Source organism: Bradyrhizobium sp., from assembly GCF_017881085.1.
Taxonomy (GTDB): Bacteria; Pseudomonadota; Alphaproteobacteria; order Rhizobiales; family Xanthobacteraceae; genus Bradyrhizobium.
The window spans coordinates 1-18,116 of the sequence record NZ_JADGRI010000076.1 but is presented as its reverse complement, the minus strand read 5'-3'; the positions used below and the strand labels follow the sequence as shown (position 1 = coordinate 18,116).

Sequence of the window (18,116 nt, the reverse complement as noted above, 5' to 3'; positions counted from 1 at the left end):
GAACTTGATGCCAGCGTCGGGGCATCAGGACCACACGACTTCGCCGTCCGCCTCAGTGCCGTTCGTCATCGGCGCATCCGCGTCCACCGCATCCCGCCCCGCGGCCGTGACGATCGCGTGTCGCCCCTCTGTGGGACGGGACCAAATCGCTCTATTCCTGTTTCTACCCGGACGTCAAGAAGAAATTCGGAAAATCAGAAATCAATCCCGCCACGTCCGGGCCGCGATAACGCCTCCATTCGGCCACCAGCGACCGGCGGCGAATCACCTATGCTCGCGTTCGGCTCCAAGAGCCTTACATGGCGGGATTCACATGGCGGCAGACAGTAACAGTCAAATCGCGTGGCATCGGGCTCAGATCAGAAAACACCGTGACGCCCTGAAGCAATTCGAAACCTCCCGCTTCACCTTTGGCGCGATCGCGACGCCGAAGGTGACCGACCAGAGCCAGGAGATCGTGGCCGAGCTCAAGCGGAAGATCAGGGAGTCCGAACAGATCGTGGCGGCCTATGAGCGGCAAAGCCGCCGTCCTCTCTCTACCGATTTTCAAACGCTGGCCAGCGCGCCCTGGAGCAAATGGATCGATCGCGGCCCTTCAAGCGCGCGATCGTAAAATGCCCCGCCCCTACTCCTCCACGCCCGCCTCGTGCGGCGTGAACTGATAGACCGACGAGCAGAACTCGCAGGTCACGACCACCTTGCCGTCCTGCACCATCGCGGCGCGGTCATCGGGCGCGAAGCTTTTCAGCATCGAGGATACCGCCTCGCGCGAGCAGGAGCATTGCGCGCGCAAGGGCAGCGGCGCGAACACGCGGACGCCGCGCTCATGAAACAGGCGATACAATAACCGCTCGCCCGACAGATCGGGATCGATCAGCTCGATATCCTCAACGGTTGCGATCAGCGACTGGCCTTCGACCCAGGCGTCGTCCTCCGCCACAATGGGGGTGACGACACCTTCCGGTGCGTCGCCGGGATGCAGGTCGGCCGGCCGCGCCCGCTCCGGCGCCTTGGGCAGGAATTGCAGCAGCATGCCGCCGGCGCGCCAGCGATGTTTTGGACGCTCGCCTGCGCCGCCGCGCCACTCCTCGCCGACCGCGAGCCGCACCCGCGTCGGGATCTGTTCCGAGCGCAGGAAATATTCATGCGCGGCGTCCTCGAGCGTGCCGCCGTCGAGCGCCACCAGGCCCTGATAGCGGCTCATGTCGGGCCCCTGATCGACGGTCATGGCAAGATGCCCCTTGCCGAGCAGCGTGCCGGAATCCTGGCCCTCTTTCAGCCGCGCGGCGTCGAAGCGCGCATAGGCGCGCAGCCGGTCCGGCGCCTGGAAATCCACGATCAGGAACGACACCGGGCCGTCGGTCTGGGTCTGCAGGATGAACCGGCCGTCGAATTTCAGGGACGAGCCGAGCAGGGTCGCAAGCACGATCGCTTCCCCGAGCAGCTTGCCCACGGGAGCGGGATAATCGTGCTTGGCCAGGACATCGTCGAGCGCGGGACCGAGCCGGGTCAGCCGTCCGCGCAGGTCGAGCGTATCGACCTCGAACGGCAGCACCGCGTCGTCGACCGGAACCGCCGACGGTGCCCGGATCGGGGTTTTGTCAGTCTTGATGTCAGGGGATTGTGAAGTCATGGCGCTTTATCTGGGGTCGGAACGCAGGAAACGAAAGGGTTTGAGAGGCGCGAAAGATCGGCGTGAAACGGCACTTCTTATCCCTCCCCCTTGTGGGGAGGGTGGCGCGTTGTGAGCGAAGCGAGCAACGTGACGGGTGGGGACTGCTTCAGCACACGAGATTTTCGCGCACTGCCGTGCGCTGCCCCCACCCGGCGCTTCGCGCCACCCTCCCAACAAGGGGAAGGGATTAGGCCACCGTCTCAAAACACCAGGCCAGAATGCCCTTCTGCACGTGCAGGCGGTTTTCGGCCTCGTCGAACACCACCGACTGCGGCCCGTCGATCACCTCGTCAGTGACTTCGTCGCCCCGATGGGCGGGCAGGCAATGCATGAACAGCGCGTCGGGTCTTGCGAGCGACATCAACCGGGCATTGACCTGATAGGGTTTCAGGAGATTGTGGCGGTGCTCGCCGTCCTTGTCACCCATCGAGAACCAGGTGTCGGTGACCACGCAGTCGGCGCCGCGCACCGCGTCTTCCGGATCGTTGCCGAGCACGATCGAGGCCCCTGTCGCCTTGATCCAGTCCCGCATCGGCTTTTTCGGCGCGAGCTCCGGCGGCGTTGCGACGTTCAAGGTGAACTTGAACCGCTCCGCCGCATGCGCCCATGACGCCAGCACGTTGTTGTCGTCGCCGCTCCAGGCCACGGTGCGGCCCTCGATCGAACCGCGATGTTCCTCGAACGTCATCAGGTCGGCCATCACCTGGCACGGATGCGAGCGCCGCGTCAGCCCGTTGATGACGGGCACGGTGGCATGCGCGGCGAGCTCCAAAAGCGCGTCGTGATTGAGGATGCGGATCATGATGGCGTCGACGTAGCGCGACAGCACGCGCGCGGTGTCGGCGATCGTCTCGCCGCGGCCGAGCTGCATCTCCGCCCCGGTCAGCATGATCGATTCACCGCCGAGCTGGCGCATGCCGACGTCGAACGACACCCTGGTGCGGGTCGACGGCTTTTCGAAGATCATCGCCAGCGTCTTGCCTTCGAGCGGCCGCTTCGGCTTCTCACCCTGATTGTTCTTGTGGGCCTTCAGCTTCGCCTTCATCGCGACGCTCAAGGCAAGCATGTTGCGCAGCTCCTTGGTCGGAAGCTCGTTGAGATCGAGAAAATGGCGCAGGGCTTGGCTCATTGCCCCGCTGCCCGCTTCAACTGACCGCCGGAAAGCTTGACGCAGGCCCGATCGAGCCGCTGCACGGAATCCTCGATCTCCGCCTCGGTCACGATCAAGGGCGGCAGGAACCGGACCACGTTTTCGCCGGCGCCGACCGTGAGCAGGTTCTGCTCGCGCAGCGCCGTCACCAGGTCGCCCGACGGCACCACCGCCCTGACGCCGATCAGGAGCCCCTCGCCGCGCACCTCGGCGAGCACGTCGGGATGACGATCGACCACCGAGGCCAGCTTCTGCTTGAGCAAGAGCGACATCTTCTGCACGTGCTCGAAGAAGCCGGGCTTCAGCATGACGTCCAGCACCGCGTTCGCTGCCGCGACCGCAAGCGGGTTGCCGCCGAAGGTCGAACCGTGCGAGCCCGGCGTCATGCCGGACGCGGCCTCGGCCGTCGCCAGGCAGGCGCCGATCGGGAAGCCGCCGCCAAGCGCCTTCGCCAGCGACATCACGTCCGGCGTCACCCCGAGGCGCTTGTGGGCGAACAGCTCGCCGGTGCGGCCCATGCCGGTCTGCACCTCATCGAACACAAGCAACAGGCCCTTGTCGTCGCAGAGCTGGCGCAACGCCTTGAAGAAGGCATGCGGCGCGGCGCGTACGCCGCCCTCGCCCTGCAACGGCTCGATCAGGATGCCGGCGGTCTGCGGCCCGATCGCCTTCTTGACGGCATCGAGGTCGCCGAGCGGCACCTGATCGAAACCGTCCACCGGCGGCCCAAAGCCTTCGAGATATTTCGGCGAGCCGGTCGCAGCCAGCGTCGCCAGCGTGCGGCCGTGAAACGCGCCGTCGAAAGTGATGATGCGATACCGCTCGGGATGACCCTTGGCGGCGTGATATTTGCGCGTGACCTTGATCGCGCATTCCATCGCTTCGGCGCCGGAATTGGCGAAGAACACGAAATCGGCAAAGCTCTGTTCGCACAGCCGCGCCGCCAGTCTTTCGCCGTCCGGACTCTTGAACAGGTTCGACATGTGCCACAGTTTGGTGGCCTGCTCCTGCAGCGCCGCCACCAGATAGGGGTGGCAATGGCCGAGCGCATTCACCGCGACGCCAGAGGTGAAATCGAGATAGCGCTCGCCGTTGGTCGCGATCAGCCAACAGCCCTCGCCGCGCTCGAAACCGAGATCGGCCCTGGCGAATACGGGAAGCAGATGCGACGTCGCGCTGTTGGTCATGGCGATCACTGTTGGGTTAGGGACCCGGCCACGATGCGCGCATTGGCGCGATCGCATCGGCAACCAGCCCCGGAAAACAAAACGTGCCGCCTTTTCGGGGCAGCACGTCGAACTATTCTATGCCCAAGTCGATAACTGTCAACCGGTCGGGGGTGGTGAAACCCGCAATTGTCCGGTGTCGCGGAAAGAGCGCATTGCAATGCTTAGGTGACGGAACATGTGGATGCACCCGCGCGGACTCTTGCGCGGGAGTCACGCCATATTGTAGCTTCTTTCCTGTCGGGTACGACATCTCGTGCGGTAGTACTGATCCTCTTAGTCGCAGTTGTTCGGCGTAAACGTTCGGGCTCACTTTTCGCGCCCGGCGAGGGCTAAGGGATTCTGCCGGCAGGGATTTTTGAGACGATTGACATCGCAGCGCTGTCCCAAAATCGGCCGGCGCGACGCGAAGGAAAGAGTGCGATGACGGTATTGACCTGGTCTGAAGATCGCGTCGAACAGCTGAAGAAGCTCTGGGAAGCCGGACTTTCGGCCAGCCAGATCGCTGCGGAACTCGGAAATGTGACGCGTAACGCCGTGATCGGCAAGGTCCACCGGCTGGGCCTTTCCGGACGCGCCAAGAGCCCTTCCTCGGCGGCACCGCGGCAGCGCAAGGCCCGCCCGGCCCAGCATATGATGCGGGTCTCCCGGCCGGTCTCGCGCGGCAACACCGCGCTGGCCCACGCCTTCGATGTCGAGCTGGAGCCGGATCCGATCTCCTTCGACAACGTGGTGCCGATGAGCCAGCGGCTTTCGCTGTTGGAGCTGAACGAGGCGACCTGCCACTGGCCAGTCGGCGATCCCTCGAGCCCGGAATTCTTCTTCTGCGGCGGCAAGGCGCTCACCAGCCTGCCCTACTGCGCCCATCACTCGCGGATCGCTTATCAACCGGCCAGCGACCGCCGCCGTCAGCCGCAGAAGCCGGCGCGCTAACGCGCAGTTCCCGGCGATGTTGTCCCCGCACACGCGGGGGCCCGTCAACCACAGGCTTGCGTGGTTGTGCTGGCTGGTCGCTCCAGCCCTTTTTCAAATTCTGACATCGGTGGTTATGGGTCCCGGCTGGCGTCGCCTGGCCGGGATGACGACGGATGGATTTCGCGGCTAACTACTCCACCTTCGCAAAGCGGTCGTCGAGCGCGTAGCCGGCGCCGCGCACGGTGCGGATCGGGTCCTGCTCGCGGCCTGGGTTGAGCAGTTTGCGCAAGCGGCCGATATGCACATCCACGGTGCGCTCGTCGATATAGATATCGCGGCCCCACACGCTGTCGAGCAGCTGCTCGCGGCTGAACACGCGGCCCGGATGCTCCAGAAAGAATTCCAGCAGCCGGTACTCGGTCGGGCCGAGGTCGATCGGGCGCCCCGAGCGGGCGACGCGGCGCTTCTCGCGGTCGAGCTCGATGTCGCCATAGGCGAGCACGGTGGCGAGCCGCTCCGGACTCGCGCGGCGCAACAGGCCCTTCACCCGCGCCAGCAGCTCCGGTACCGAGAACGGCTTGACGATGTAATCGTCGGCGCCGGTGGCAAGTCCCCTGACCCGCTCGCTTTCCTCGCCGCGCGCCGTCAGCATGATGATCGGCAACGACTTGGTCTCCGGCCGCGCCCTCAGGCGGCGGCACAGCTCGATGCCGGACAGGCCCGGCAGCATCCAGTCGAGCACGATCAGGTCGGGAACGCGCTCCTTCAGCCTCGTATCGGCGTCGTCGCCGCGGGCAACCGTTTCGACCTCGTAACCCTCGGCATCGAGGTTGTAGCGAAGCAGCGTGGTCAACGCCTCTTCGTCTTCCACCACCAGAATGCGCGCGCTCATCTGTCCAAGCCTTTTGTTGGTCTCTGTCAGTTTCCGGGTACCGTCGTGGCGAAGTTCGTCATGTCGCCCTTGGGGCGCTTGTCCATGATCTGCTGGCCTTCGATCATGTAGAAAACGGTTTCCGCGATATTGGTGGCGTGATCGCCGATCCGCTCGATGTTCTTGGCGCAGAACATCAGGTGGATGCAGAACGAGATGTTGCGCGGATCTTCCATCATATAGGTGAGGAGTTCGCGGAACAGCGAGGTGCAGATGGCGTCGACTTCCTCGTCGCCCTTCCAGACCGCCATCGCCGCCGGCAGATCGTGCGCCGCATAGGCGTCGAGCACGGACTTGACCTGCGACTGCACCAGGTCGGTCATGTGTTCGAGGCCGCGGATCAGCTTCAGCGGCTGGAATTCGCTTTCCAGCGCCGCGACCCGCTTGCCCATGTTCTTGGCGAGATCGCCGATCCGCTCGAGATCAGTGGCGACCCGCATGGCGCCGACGATTTCGCGCAGGTCCACCGCCATGGGCTGGCGCCGAGCGATGGTCAATACCGCGCGCTCTTCGATCACGCGCTGCAGATTGTCGATCTCGGCGTCGGAGGCGACGACGCGCTGGCCGAGCGCGACATCCCGGCGGATCAGCGCATCGACGGAATCCACGATCATGCGTTCGGCGAGGCCGCCCATTTCGGCGACCAGCCGGGTCAGTTCCTGCAGATCGCTGTCGAACGCCTTGGCGGTGTGTTCGGAACCCATTCTTGTATCTCCCCTTAGCCGAACCGGCCGGTAATGTAGTCTTGGGTGCGTCGATCGCTCGGTGAGGTGAATATCTTGTTGGTGTCGTCGAATTCGACCAGCTCGCCGAGATACATGAAGGCGGTCTTGTCCGAGACGCGCGCGGCCTGCTGCATGTTATGGGTGACGATGGCGATGGTGTAGTCCTCTGACAGCTCCTGGATCAACTCCTCGACCTTGGCGGTCGAAATCGGATCGAGCGCCGAGCACGGCTCGTCGAACAGGATCACCTCGGGCCGCACCGCGACGGTACGGGCGATGCAAAGCCGCTGCTGCTGGCCGCCGGACAGGCTCAGGCCCGAAGCGTTCAGCTTGTCCTTGACCTCGTTCCACAGCGCGCCGCCGCGCAGCGCCTTTTCGACCCGGCCGTCCATTTCCGACTTGGAAATCTTCTCATAGAGCCGGATGCCGAACGCGATGTTCTCATAGATCGTCATCGGGAACGGCGTCGGCTTCTGGAACACCATGCCGACGCGGGCGCGCAGCAGATTGAGATCGAGCTTGGGGTCGAGGATGTTGGTCTGGTCGAGCATCAGCTGGCCGGTGGCGCGTTGCCCGGGATATAGATCGTACATCCGGTTGAAAATCCGCAGCAGTGTAGACTTTCCGCAGCCGGACGGCCCGATGAAGGCGGTGACGCGATTGGTGCCGAGCGTGAGGTTGATGTTCTTCAGCGCATGGTTTTCGCCATAGTAGAAGTTCAAGCCACGCGCGGTGACCTTCGCCGGCGCCTCGGGCAGGGTCACCGGGGGAACGGATCCGCCGGCATGACTCATCGATACAGAAACGTCACTCATTTTGCGGTCCTCTCGGCGCCAAGAATGCGCGCGCCAATGTTCAGGGCAAGCACAGTCAGGGTGATGAGCAAGGCCCCGCTCCAGGCGAGCTGTTTCCAATAGGCGTAGGGGCTTTGCACGAAGTTGTTGATGGTCACCGGCAGGTTGGCCATGGTCTTGGTCAGATTGAGACTGAAGAACTGGTTGGAGAGCGCGGTGAACAGCAAGGGCGCGGTTTCGCCGGCGACACGCGCGGTCGCCAGCAGCACGCCGGTAATCAGGCCGGAGCGCGCCGCGCGGTAGGCGATGCGCTTGATGACCAGCGAGCGCGGCAGGCCGAGCGCGGACGCTGCCTCGCGCAGCGGGTTGGGCACCAGCAGCAGCATGTCCTCGGTGGTGCGTACCACCACCGGAATCACGATCACGGCAAGCGCCAGCGAACCTGCCAAAGCCGAGAACCCGCCCATCGGCACCACGATGGCACCATAGATGAACAGACCAATGATGATCGAGGGCGCGCTCAAGAGAATGTCGTTGATGAAGCGGATCACCGAGGTGAGGCGATCGTTCCTGCCGTATTCGGCCAGATAGGTGCCCGCGAACAGCCCGAGCGGCGCGCCGATGCCGACGCCGATGACGGTCATGATGATCGAACCGACGATCGCGTTCTTCAGGCCGCCGTCGGTCGATCCCGGCGGCGGGGTGTTCTCGGTGAAGATCGACAGGTTCAGACCCGCAAGACCGTTGTACAGCAGCGTGAACAGGATCAGTGCGAGCCAGGTCACGCCGAACAATGCGGCGGCGAAACAAAGCCCGCGGATCAGGATATCGGTGCGGCGGCGGCGCGAGTAGATCGGATTCATGATGCTAGTTCCCCGCCTGCTTTTCCAGCCGCATCAACATCAGCCGCGCCGCGGCCAGCACGAAGAACGTCAGCACGAACAGCAGCAGGCCGAGCAGGATCAGCCCCGATTGGTGCAGGCCGTCGCTTTCGGCGAATTCGGATGCGATCGCGGCCGAGATCGTGGTGCCCGGCGCGAAGATCGAAGACGAGATGTGGAAGGAATTGCCGATGATGAAGGTGACCGCCATGGTCTCGCCGAGCGCACGGCCGAGCGCCAGCATGATGCCGCCGATGACCCCGACCCGGGTGTAGGGGATCACCACGTTGCGAACCACTTCCCAGGTGGTGCAGCCGACGCCGTAGGCGGCCTCCTTCAGCACTGGCGGCACCGTCTTGAACACGTCGACCGAGATCGCGGTGATGAAGGGCAGCACCATGATGGCCAGGATCAGCGCGGCGTTGAACAGGCTGAGGTAGGAAGGGGGACCCGCGAAAATCGATCCGAGCACCGGGACGCCGTCGAACACTTTGATCATGAAGGGCTGGAACGTGTAGGCCAGGAACGGGCCGAGCACGAAGAACCCCCACATGCCGTAGATGATCGACGGGATGCCGGCGAGCAATTCGATGGCTATTCCGATCGGACGGCGCAGCCATTGCGGACAAAGTTCGGTGAGGAAGATGGCAATCCCCAGTCCCACCGGTATAGCGATCAGCATCGCGATGAACGAAGTCACCAGCGTGCCATACATCGGACCGAGCGCACCGAGCACCGGCGGATCGGCCGACGGAGCCCAGCGCGCCGTCCACAGGAACGGAAGGCCGTATTGCTGGATCGCCGGCCAGGCGCCGATGAACAGGGAAAGGATAATGCCGCCGAGGATCAAGAGCACCGAGATCGCGCAGGCGCGCGTGATCCAGTAGAACGTGACATCGCCGAGTTTGAACGCGTTCAGCGCGCGGGCGCGATCGTAAGGTCCAGCGGCTTCCATCACATCGCTCTGAACGGCCATGTCTGCCACGCCAATCCCCTATACTGTTTTACTGGGCCTGTCTCGCGCCCTGCGGCCGCAGCGCGCCAGCGACGCGCTGCCGGTTTCGGGGGTGGATTCTTCTTTCAGCAACTAGGCGCGGATCCCGGCCGTGCGGGGCGGCGCGAACCGCGCCGCCCCGCGTGCCGGACTTTTCCGCTCAGCTCTTGATGTCGGCCGACCAGGTCTTCTCGATCAGCTTGACCACCGGGTCCGGCATCGGGATGTAGTCGAGTTCCTCGGCCATCTTGTCGCCCTTGGCAAAAGCCCATTTGAAGAACTTGATGGCCTCGGCGGACGCAGCCTTGTCGACCGGTTCCTTGTGCATCAGGATGAAGGTCGATGCCGTGACCGGCCACGACTTTTCGCCCGGCTGGTCGGTGAGGATCACGTAATAGCCGGGAGCGTGGGCCCAGTCGGCGTTCGAAGCGGCCGCCTGGAACGCTTCCACGGTCGGCTGCACGGTCTTGCCGGCCTTGTTGACCATCGCGGTGTAGGTCAGCTTGTTCTGCTTGGCATAGGCGTATTCGACGTAACCGATCGAGTTCTTGGTCTGGCCGATGTTGCCGGAGACGCCTTCGTTGCCCTTGGCGCCGACGCCGACCGGCCACTCAACCGCGGTGCCCTCGCCGACCTTGGACTTCCAGTCCGCGCTGACCTTGGAAAGGTAGTTGGTGAAGTTGAACGTCGTGCCCGAACCATCGGAACGGCGCACCACGGTGATGGCGTCGGTCGGCAGGTTCACCTTCGGATTGAGCTTCTTGATCGCCGGATCGTCCCACTTGGTGATCTTGCCGAGATAGATGTTGGCCAGCGTTTCGCCGTCGAACACCATTTCACCGGGCTTTACGCCCTCGAGATTCACCACGGGAACGATCGCGCCCATGACCATCGGCCACTGGACCAGGCCGCCCTTCTCGAGCTGGTCGACCTTGAGCGGCATGTCGGTAGCGCCGAACGTCACGGTCTTGGCTTCAATCTGCTTGATGCCACCGCCCGAGCCGATCGACTGATAGTTCAGACCGTTGCCCGTCTCCTTCTTGTAGGCATCGGCCCATTTCGAGTAGATCGGGAACGGGAACGTCGCACCCGCCCCGGTGATGTCGGCGGCGAACGCCGACGTCGATGCGGCGACCAGGCCGGCAGCGACGATAGCTTTCATGAAATTCATTTGCGGGTCTCCCTGGTGAGCGAAGCGCCAAATGCGCCCGACTGCGCTCACGCCCGCTCGTTTAGAAGCGGTCGGTGCTTGTTTTACGAAGGTTTGGTGACAGTTGGATGACGATGGCAAGCAATTGAAATTGCTATGTTTTATGCCGCTACCGCGGTTTTTACCTGGGGAAAACAGGCGGTAAAAGTTGCACCCTGTTTGGGCACGCTTTCGATCAAAAGCCGGCCGCGATGGCGGTTAACAATGTGTTTAACCAGCGATAAACCGAGGCCGGTACCGCCCTGCGCGCGGCTGTCGCCGACGTCCACCCGATAGAACCGCTCGGTGAGCCGTGGCAGGTGCTCGGGCGCGATGCCGGGGCCGAAATCACGCACCATGACCCGCACTTCCGGCATGCCCTCATTCGACATCGCCTGACCGAGCGAGACGATGACCCGGCCGCCCGAGGCGCCGTATTTCAGCGCGTTCTCGATCAGGTTCTCGAACAGCCGCAACAGTTCCTCGCGGTCGCCGGCGATCGCGACCGGCGTCTCCGGCAGCTGGATATCGATCGTGACCTGACGCTCGCGCGCCAGCGGCTCCAGCCCGTCGCCGACCTGCCGGATGATCGGGACGATATCCACCAGCGTATCGGGGCGGACATGGGCGGACAGTTCGACCCGCGACAGCGACAAGAGATCGTCGATCAGCCGCGCCATTCGGGTCGCCTGGGTATGCATGATGCCGAGGAAGCGCTCGCGCGCCTTGGCATCGTCCTTGGCCGGCCCCTGCAGCGTATCGATGAAGCCCGACAGCGCCGCGAGTGGCGTGCGCAATTCGTGGCTGGCATTGGCGACGAAGTCGGCGCGCATTTCCTCGACCCGGCGTAGCGGCGTCTGATCGTGGAACGTCATCAGCATGCACTTTTCCGTGCCGCCGAACAGAGTCGGCACTGGCACCGGGGTGATGATCAGTTCCATCCAGCGGTCTACCGGCACGTGATCGAGATAGGTGGCGCGCCGGGGTTCGGTGGTCGCGATGGCTTCGCGCAGCGCGGCAATGATCTCCGGCGAGCGCAACGCGAATTGGGCAAGTTCGTTCTTGCGCAGCGCCGGCGCGAGCTGCGCCGCCGCGGCGTTGAGGTGGATGACGCGGCCGGCGCGATCGAGCAGCACCGCAGGGTCCGGCATGCCGGCAACGATGGCGCTGACGGCGGCGGTTTCGACCGGGCTGGTGATGCCGCGGACTTCTTCGCGGGACGTGGCGACATTGTGCAAGCGCCACGGCACCAGCGCGGCGGCGGCGATGCAGGCGAAGACCGTGGCGGCGCGGACCAGGGGCAATTCGCCGAACGCGACCAGCACAGCGAGGGCAAGGCCGGCGGCAAGCAGGATGATAGCCGAATGCCGCAGCCGGTCCGGCCACGGCGAAAAGAAGGAAGAAGAAGGGGCGTCTAATGCCATCGGGCCGGCTGTCTCCCCGTTCGGGCTCAATCGTCAGGCGCCTTTGTCGCTGCGCTCCCTGACATAGGCGGCTTTGCGGGCCGGCCCGGCATCGAGCCCCGGCGGCGCGCCGGCCTGACGCAGGCGCTTCATCCGGGTCCCCATTATAACCTCGCGAAACGTCAGCAAGATTACAGATATGACGAACGGGGCAAGATAATAAAGGACCCGAAACAGCAGCATGCCCGCCAACAGGTCTTCCCGGTCCATTTGCCACAGCCCGACCAGCATCGCGGCGTCGAAGACCCCCAGACCGCCGGGGGAGTGGCTGGCGAAGCCCAACAGCGTCGCCGAAACGAAGATTACCGCGACCACGACGAAGCCGAGGTTGGGCTCGTCCGGCACCAGCACGTACATCGCCAGCGCGCAAAAGCCGAGATCGACGATCCCGATTGCGATCTGCAGCAGCGTCAGCGGGCCGTCCGGCAGCACCACCGTCCAGGGACCGCGGCCGACCCCTCGCGGCTGGGTCCAGACCCAGACCACGTAGCCCACCAGCGCCAGAATGATCATGATCGCGGCGATGCGGTTCAACCAGGGCGGCAGCTGATCGATCGATGTGGCGGCTTCCGGATGATAGGCGATCCCCAGCCCGAGCACCGCGGCATTGCCGAGCCAGAACGTCAGGCCCGCCAGGAAGCAGATCTTGGCGACGTCGATCGCGTTCAGCCCCCACGCGGAATAGATGCGATAGCGCACCGCGCCGCCGGTGAAGACGCTGGCCCCGACGTTGTGCCCGATCGAATAGCTGGCGAAGGCGGCGAGTGCGTTGACGCGATAGGGAATGTCGCCGCGGCCGATCGCGCGAACCGCGAACCAGTCATAGAAGGTCAGCGTGAAATAGCCCGCGGCCACGAACAACGCCGCCAGCGCGATCTGGCGGGGCTCGGTCTGCTTGATGGCCTCGACGACCTCTTCGACGTCGATGCCCCGCAGCATGTGGTAGAGGACGTAGCACGCGATCCCGATGACCGTGACGCTGACGACAACACCCAACTTATGCAGGATTTGCTTCTGGCGCAGAAACGAGACCGCCCTGCGTATTGCTTCCAGCATCTAGACCTCGAACTGCGATCCCGCGACGACGGCACCAAAGCGAGCTTCGCCACCGGCAGCGCCGCGCTTGCTTCCTGGCACGACGTGGTAGCGTGTTTTGGGTCGGAGTGGAATTCGCTTGATGGGAATAATACGCGCTCCTTCAATATATTACGGGGTTTTACGGGCAGTTCCTGGCCTCTGGCTGCACAGTTTTGCTGCATTCGACCCGCCGCCCAAAGCCCAAGGCGCCAAACTTGCGCTGCCGGCGGTGAAGTTTTCGTGAAATCAGCCAGCCGGTTTTGCCGCCAGCCGCTGGAAATACAACAGATCGAGTTCCGGCGCCTGACCGACGAGGCTGGTCAGCAAGGCGTGGACCTGCCCGCGGTGGTGGGTCTGGTGATTGAACCAGTGCGCCAGCGCCGGCGCCAGTTGCTGCTCGAATTCGTCAGGGGAGGAGACGCGGCGGTATTTGATGGTGCCTTCGATGCGCCGGTCGTCCAGCCCCTGCACGAAACACAGGATCCGCCGGTCCTCGGCCTCGCGCGCGGCGCGCAGCTCGTCGAACATCTCGAACAGGATCGCGTCCAGGCGGTTCGGCGCATCGCCCTCGCCGGTAAAGCGCTGCATCCAGATCCGGTCGGTCACCAGCAGATGATTCAGCGTGCCGTGGACCGATTTGAAGAAGGCGCCGCGATCGGCACGATATTGTTCGCCCGAGAGCCGCGCTGCCGCATCGTAAACGCGGCCGTTGGCCCAGGCATTGTAATGCGCGAACATTCGATAATGGTCTGCAGGGGTCATCGATACCCGCCTCTCGTGCCCAGCGAGAATCTCAGGCTGACGGCGCATTGCGCGTGAGCACCCAATCGCGCAGCCACGATCCCACCGCGCAGCCGACCAGATACACCGCAAGCATGACCAGACCGAGATCGAGCCAGTAGCCCGGACGGCCGGGGATCACGTGTGTCAGCGCGGCTGCGACCAGCGCCGCTGCCAATGCCGCGAGCCACCGCATCGTCTGCTTCGATACGCCCTGACCGCGATGAACCACCGCAATCCAGCCCATCGCCATACCGAGCAGGACCGATGCCAGCAGCCATCCCCAATGAAATGTCGCAAGATATGCCATTCGCCTACTTCACCAGGAAATCGATGCGGCGGTTCTGCGCCTTGCCTTCGTCGGTATCATTTGACGCGACCGGTTGCGAGCTACCATATCCTGTCGCCGTGAACCGGTTCGCGGGCAGGCCCGCTTTGACAAGATAATCCGTCACCGACTGAGCACGCTTTTCGGACAGCGCCTGGTTGAAGGCTTCCTCGCCGTCGGCGTCGGTGTGTCCTGCAATCTCGATATCGGCCGTCGGACAGCGCATCGCGGTTTCGATCAGCCGGTCAAGCAGGCCTGCTGAATCCTGATCGATGCCGGCGCGCCCGGATTCGAAGCGGATTTTTCCCCTGGCGAGCAGTTCCGAAAGCAGCTGCTGACACACGGTGGGGTCGACGGGCGCTGCGGCGGGCTTGACCGAAAGGTCGGCCTTGACCTGCCAGCCTTCCGGAAAATCCTTGGCGAGGCTGGCGCGGATCTGCGTCAACGCCGCGTCATAGAGTGCGTCGCCCGAGAGCTTTATCTCCCGATCGTTCACCACCAGCGTGCCGGTCGAGAGCCGCGACAACACGCCCAGCGCCGGCACGACGGCGCTGACGAAACCGGAGGGCGCGCCGATAGAGGCCTTGAGATTATCGACCACCTTCTCGCTGAAGAACTTGCGCCCCGCGGCAGCTGCGATCGCGGCGTGGACGTTGTTGTCCGGTACGTAGCCGGTCAGCGTCAGCGTCACCGCCACCGGATCCTTATAGGCCTGGAAGACATAGGGCGGCGCCTTGAGGTCGTTGGCGGCGACCGAAAAGCCCTCGGGGAGATTCTTCAGCGCGGCCGCGATCGCTTCGCGGCCGCCGAGGTCGCGCGCCATGCCGGAAAGGCTGACCTCGGTATCCGAAATCGTGATCTTGCCTTCCTTCAACTTTGCGATCTGATCGACCAGCAGCAAGGCGGCATTGTCGAAGCGCGGCGGCGCGCCCCGCGACATCTGCATCCGATCGGCGACCTCCACGCCCCCAAGCGCTGCGCGGGCCGCCTCGAGCAATTTGCCCTTGCTGGCCGGCAGCGGCGCACTGCCGCCCAGCGTGACCCTGGCGACGTCGCGCTCAGCCGACCACACGAACGGCTTGGCCTCGGGAATCAGGCGGGTTTCATCATTGACCAGCCGCACACCCGGCACGGCCTGGACCGCTGCGACGGCGCTGCGGCGGCCATCTTCCGAGAACGCGTCGGCGGCGAAGCTGACATCGCGGCCGGAGACCTCGATCCGGGTCTTGTCGAGGACGGTATCCTTGAGGGCCGATGTGGAACGCGCGGCCAGGTCGGCTTCCAGGGGAGCGGTGCTGTTCCAGGCCGCGATACCCCAAAAGACGACCAGTGGAATGATGCCCGGCCACCATTTGCTGCTCCACCTGAAAAGTCCGTGCATTCGATATCCCGCGGGTCTGGAACAGAGAGAAAACAAACCCTTGCGGAGCTGTCAAACCCGAAATAACGCAGACAATGTCCGGTTAATGGACCTCGGCCCGAATAACTGTTTCTTCAGCGGTTTCCCGCTAGTTTTGCAGGCGCACCCGAACCGGCCAGCCACTTCCGAATGAAGCAGTTTCGCAGCAACGTCATCCGCGCCGGACTGGAAGCGCTGTACTTCACCGGGGCGCATCATCTGCTGCGGCCTATCTTCTCGGGCGTCGGCGCCATTTTCATGCTGCATCATGTCCGCCAGCGCCGCGCCGCCGATTTCCAGCCCAATCGTCATCTCGAGGTCGAGCCGGAGTTCCTGCGCGCGATGTTGTCGCACCTTCGCTCGCAGGACATCGACATCGTCACCATGGACGAGTTGCATCGGCGATTGGTCGAACGCAGGTTCTCGCGGCGTTTTGCCTGCTTCACCCTCGACGATGGCTATCGCGACAACCGGGATTTCGCGCTGCCGGTGATGCGAGAATTTGACGCACCCTTGACCGTCTATGTCGCCAGCGATTTCGCCGAAGGCACCGGCCGGCTGTGGTGGATCGCGCTGGAGATGGTGATCGCCAAGGCTGAAACGATCGAAACCAGGATCGGCGACGTCGCGACGCGTCTCGATGCCTCCACGCCGGCCGCCAAGCAGGTCGCGTTCGACCGACTGCACGATTGGCTGCGCAAACTGCCGGATGAACACGATGTCCGGCGCGAAATCGCCGCGCTGTGCGCGCGTCACGGCGTCGACGAAACCGCGATCAGCAGTGATCTCTGCATGTCCTGGGAAGAGTTGAAGGCGTTCGCCTGCGATCCGCTGGTCACCATCGGATCGCATTCGATCACCCATTGCAACCTCGCCAAGCAGAGCGAGGAGATCACCCATCAGGAGATGGCGATCAGCCGCGCGCGGATCGAAGAGGCGCTGCAGCGCCCGGTTCTTCATCTTGCCTATCCCTATGGCGACAGGCACGCGGCCGGCCCCCGCGAATTCGCGCTGGCGCGTGCCGTCGGATTCGAGACCGCGGTGACGACCCGGCCGGGCATGATCTTCCCGGAAAGCGCCGATCATTTGACCGCGCTGCCGCGGGTGTCGCTCAACGGCAACTACCAGGATACGCGCATCCTGCCGGTGCTGACCTCTGGTGCGGCCACCGCGATGTGGAACGGTTTCCGGCGCGTCGACGCGGCGTAGTCGCCGTCCCTGCGAAGTTGCGTTCCTTGACTCATCCCACTCCCGCGCTCAAAACCATCTGCAAACCTAACGGAGGCGACATGTTCAAGGATCTATTCTCGCTTCATGGCCGCATCGCACTGGTGACGGGGGGATCGCGCGGCATCGGCAAGATGATCGCGGCCGGGTTTCTCGCCCAGGGCGCAGCCAGGGTCTACATCACCGCGCGCAAGGCTGGTCCTTGCGAGGCCACCGCGAAGGAGCTGGCGGCCGAATATGGCGGCGAATGCATCGCGCTGCCGATCGATATTTCCACGATGGCCGGCATCGAACTGCTGGCGGCTGAAATCAGGAAGCGCGAACCGAAGCTCGATATCCTGGTCAACAACGCCGGCGCGGCATGGGGCGCGGATTTCGACGAGTTTCCGGAGAACGGCTGGGACAAGGTGATCAACCTCAACCTCAAGACGCCGTTCTTCCTGACCAAGGCGCTGGCCGCACCGCTGCGCGCCGCCGCGAGTGCCGACAAGCCCGCCAAGGTCATCAATATCGCTTCCATCGACGGCATCTTCGTCAACCCGATGGAGACCTATTCCTACGCCGCCAGCAAGTCGGGCCTGATCCACCTGACCCGCCGGATGGCGGTGAAGCTGATCAAGGATCATGTCGTGGTGACGGCAATCGCGCCGGGGCCGTTCAAGTCCGACATGAACAAGGCGGCGCGCGACAATGCCGACGAGGTAGCGACGCGCGTGCCGTCGGGGCGCATCGGCACCGATGAGGACATGGCGGGGGCCGCGATCTATCTCGCCTCGCGCGCGGGCGATTACGTGGTCGGCGCCACCCTCGCGGTCGACGGCGGCATCGTTTATGCGAATCCGGGGATCAAGGGAGACGGGTGGGACTAGCGATAGCCCCCATCGCCGCACAAGATTGACGTCGTCCCGGCGTTCGCCGGGAGGACGTAAAATCACGTCTCGATCTTCACGTACTCGAAATCGCCGGGCTTGTTGTCGATGCCGACCTTGGGCGGCGAGATCCAGGGGGCGTAGCCGCCGATCTCGGTCACCGGCGTCATCAGCGAACTGATGAAATCGCCGTCCTCGGTGGAAGGCAGCCAGTCGCTCTTGCGCTTGTTCCAGGTGGCGTCGTCGATCAGCACGCCGTCCGGCGTGGCGTGGATATCCTTGAATTCGCCGATCGCACGGTGGAACGCGACGTTCGGCAATGTCAGCTTGAAGTCGTAGCCTGCTGTCGAGATGATCTTGTTCCAGCGCAGCATGCCCTTGACGCAGTCCTGGCTGTAATCGTCGCGCAGCCGCATGTTGAGCGCGGTCAGCGCCGGCTCGTCGACGCGCTTGATCTCGCCGTTCACCAGCTTGAGCACCGGATAGGTATCGT

18 protein-coding genes and 1 pseudogene are annotated in these 18,116 nt (G+C 63.9%); 4 read left to right on the top strand and 15 right to left on the bottom strand.

The genetic code is table 11. The features are described 5' to 3' along the window. A partial coding sequence (locus tag QZ213_RS09905) for a hypothetical protein (RefSeq protein ID WP_291685887.1) occupies positions 1-613 on the top strand: 613 nt, incomplete at its 5' end. A 12-nt stretch (positions 614-625) separates the two neighbouring features. On the opposite strand, the gene QZ213_RS09900 is transcribed toward QZ213_RS09905, so the two are convergent. The 3 genes from QZ213_RS09900 to QZ213_RS09890 all read right to left on the bottom strand — a co-directional run bounded on the left by QZ213_RS09900 (position 626) and on the right by QZ213_RS09890 (position 4,012). After that, positions 626-1,633 carry an Hsp33 family molecular chaperone gene (locus QZ213_RS09900; RefSeq protein WP_291685886.1) on the bottom strand — a complete coding sequence of 336 codons (1,008 nt, stop codon included), beginning with the start codon at positions 1,631-1,633 and terminating at the stop codon, positions 626-628. A gap of 229 nt (positions 1,634-1,862) precedes the next feature. Beyond that, positions 1,863-2,804, bottom strand: coding sequence for an ornithine carbamoyltransferase (gene argF, locus QZ213_RS09895; RefSeq protein WP_291685885.1), 942 nt, complete (start codon positions 2,802-2,804; stop codon positions 1,863-1,865). Further along, positions 2,801-4,012 (bottom strand): aspartate aminotransferase family protein, encoded by a 1,212-nt coding sequence (locus QZ213_RS09890; RefSeq protein WP_291685884.1) that lies wholly within the window; start codon positions 4,010-4,012, stop codon positions 2,801-2,803. Before QZ213_RS09890 ends, argF begins: the two co-directional genes overlap by 4 nt. 462 nt (positions 4,013-4,474) lie before the next feature. On the opposite strand from QZ213_RS09890, the gene QZ213_RS09885 reads away from it, so the two are divergent. Beyond that, positions 4,475-4,984, top strand: a complete 510-nt coding sequence (locus tag QZ213_RS09885; protein WP_291685883.1) for a GcrA family cell cycle regulator — start codon at positions 4,475-4,477, stop codon at positions 4,982-4,984. A gap of 172 nt (positions 4,985-5,156) precedes the next feature. On the opposite strand, the gene phoB is transcribed toward QZ213_RS09885, so the two are convergent. From phoB to QZ213_RS09830, 11 genes are all read right to left on the bottom strand, one after another. Further along, on the bottom strand, positions 5,157-5,858 hold the full coding sequence (gene phoB / locus QZ213_RS09880) for a phosphate regulon transcriptional regulator PhoB (RefSeq protein ID WP_291685882.1): 702 nt from the start codon (positions 5,856-5,858) through the stop codon (positions 5,157-5,159). A gap of 26 nt (positions 5,859-5,884) precedes the next feature. Then, entirely contained in the window at positions 5,885-6,601 is a 717-nt protein-coding gene (gene phoU / locus QZ213_RS09875) for a phosphate signaling complex protein PhoU (RefSeq protein ID WP_291685881.1), read from the bottom strand. Between the two features lie 14 nt (positions 6,602-6,615). Further along, positions 6,616-7,437 carry a phosphate ABC transporter ATP-binding protein PstB gene (gene pstB, locus QZ213_RS09870; RefSeq protein WP_291685880.1) on the bottom strand — a complete coding sequence of 274 codons (822 nt, stop codon included), beginning with the start codon at positions 7,435-7,437 and terminating at the stop codon, positions 6,616-6,618. Next, positions 7,434-8,279 carry a phosphate ABC transporter permease PstA gene (pstA, locus tag QZ213_RS09865; protein WP_291685879.1) on the bottom strand — a complete coding sequence of 282 codons (846 nt, stop codon included), beginning with the start codon at positions 8,277-8,279 and terminating at the stop codon, positions 7,434-7,436. The genes pstB and pstA overlap by 4 nt, the downstream gene beginning before the upstream one ends. A gap of 4 nt (positions 8,280-8,283) precedes the next feature. Then, the gene (pstC, locus tag QZ213_RS09860) at positions 8,284-9,273 is read right to left on the bottom strand and encodes a phosphate ABC transporter permease subunit PstC (RefSeq protein ID WP_291685888.1); all 990 of its coding nucleotides are present in this window, start codon (positions 9,271-9,273) and stop codon (positions 8,284-8,286) included. A gap of 178 nt (positions 9,274-9,451) precedes the next feature. After that, on the bottom strand, positions 9,452-10,462 hold the full coding sequence (gene pstS, locus QZ213_RS09855) for a phosphate ABC transporter substrate-binding protein PstS (protein ID WP_291685878.1): 1,011 nt from the start codon (positions 10,460-10,462) through the stop codon (positions 9,452-9,454). Between the two features lie 140 nt (positions 10,463-10,602). After that, positions 10,603-11,904 carry an ATP-binding protein gene (locus QZ213_RS09850; protein WP_291685877.1) on the bottom strand — a complete coding sequence of 434 codons (1,302 nt, stop codon included), beginning with the start codon at positions 11,902-11,904 and terminating at the stop codon, positions 10,603-10,605. Positions 11,905-11,937: 33 nt separating this feature from the next. Then, a complete protein-coding gene (locus tag QZ213_RS09845; RefSeq protein ID WP_291685876.1) occupies positions 11,938-12,999 on the bottom strand; it encodes a lysylphosphatidylglycerol synthase domain-containing protein in 1,062 nt (353 codons plus the stop codon). A gap of 267 nt (positions 13,000-13,266) precedes the next feature. Further along, the gene (locus QZ213_RS09840) at positions 13,267-13,782 is read right to left on the bottom strand and encodes a DinB family protein (RefSeq protein ID WP_291685875.1); all 516 of its coding nucleotides are present in this window, start codon (positions 13,780-13,782) and stop codon (positions 13,267-13,269) included. 31 nt (positions 13,783-13,813) lie between these two features. Next, positions 13,814-14,110 carry a hypothetical protein gene (locus QZ213_RS09835; RefSeq protein WP_291685874.1) on the bottom strand — a complete coding sequence of 99 codons (297 nt, stop codon included), beginning with the start codon at positions 14,108-14,110 and terminating at the stop codon, positions 13,814-13,816. A 4-nt stretch (positions 14,111-14,114) separates the two neighbouring features. Next, positions 14,115-15,509 (bottom strand): OmpA family protein, encoded by a 1,395-nt coding sequence (locus QZ213_RS09830; RefSeq protein ID WP_291685873.1) that lies wholly within the window; start codon positions 15,507-15,509, stop codon positions 14,115-14,117. A 168-nt stretch (positions 15,510-15,677) separates the two neighbouring features. Between QZ213_RS09830 and QZ213_RS09825 the strand changes: the two genes are divergently transcribed. Further along, on the top strand, positions 15,678-16,736 hold the full coding sequence (locus tag QZ213_RS09825; protein ID WP_291685872.1) for a polysaccharide deacetylase family protein: 1,059 nt from the start codon (positions 15,678-15,680) through the stop codon (positions 16,734-16,736). Between the two features lie 80 nt (positions 16,737-16,816). After that, positions 16,817-17,623: an SDR family oxidoreductase gene (locus tag QZ213_RS09820; RefSeq protein ID WP_291685871.1), complete on the top strand. Its 807-nt coding sequence runs from the start codon at positions 16,817-16,819 to the stop codon at positions 17,621-17,623. 62 nt (positions 17,624-17,685) lie between these two features. Here the strand turns inward: QZ213_RS09820 and QZ213_RS09815 are convergent. Beyond that, positions 17,686-18,116 (bottom strand): annotated as a pseudogene (locus tag QZ213_RS09815) (benzoyl-CoA 2,3-epoxidase subunit BoxB); the annotation flags it as partial.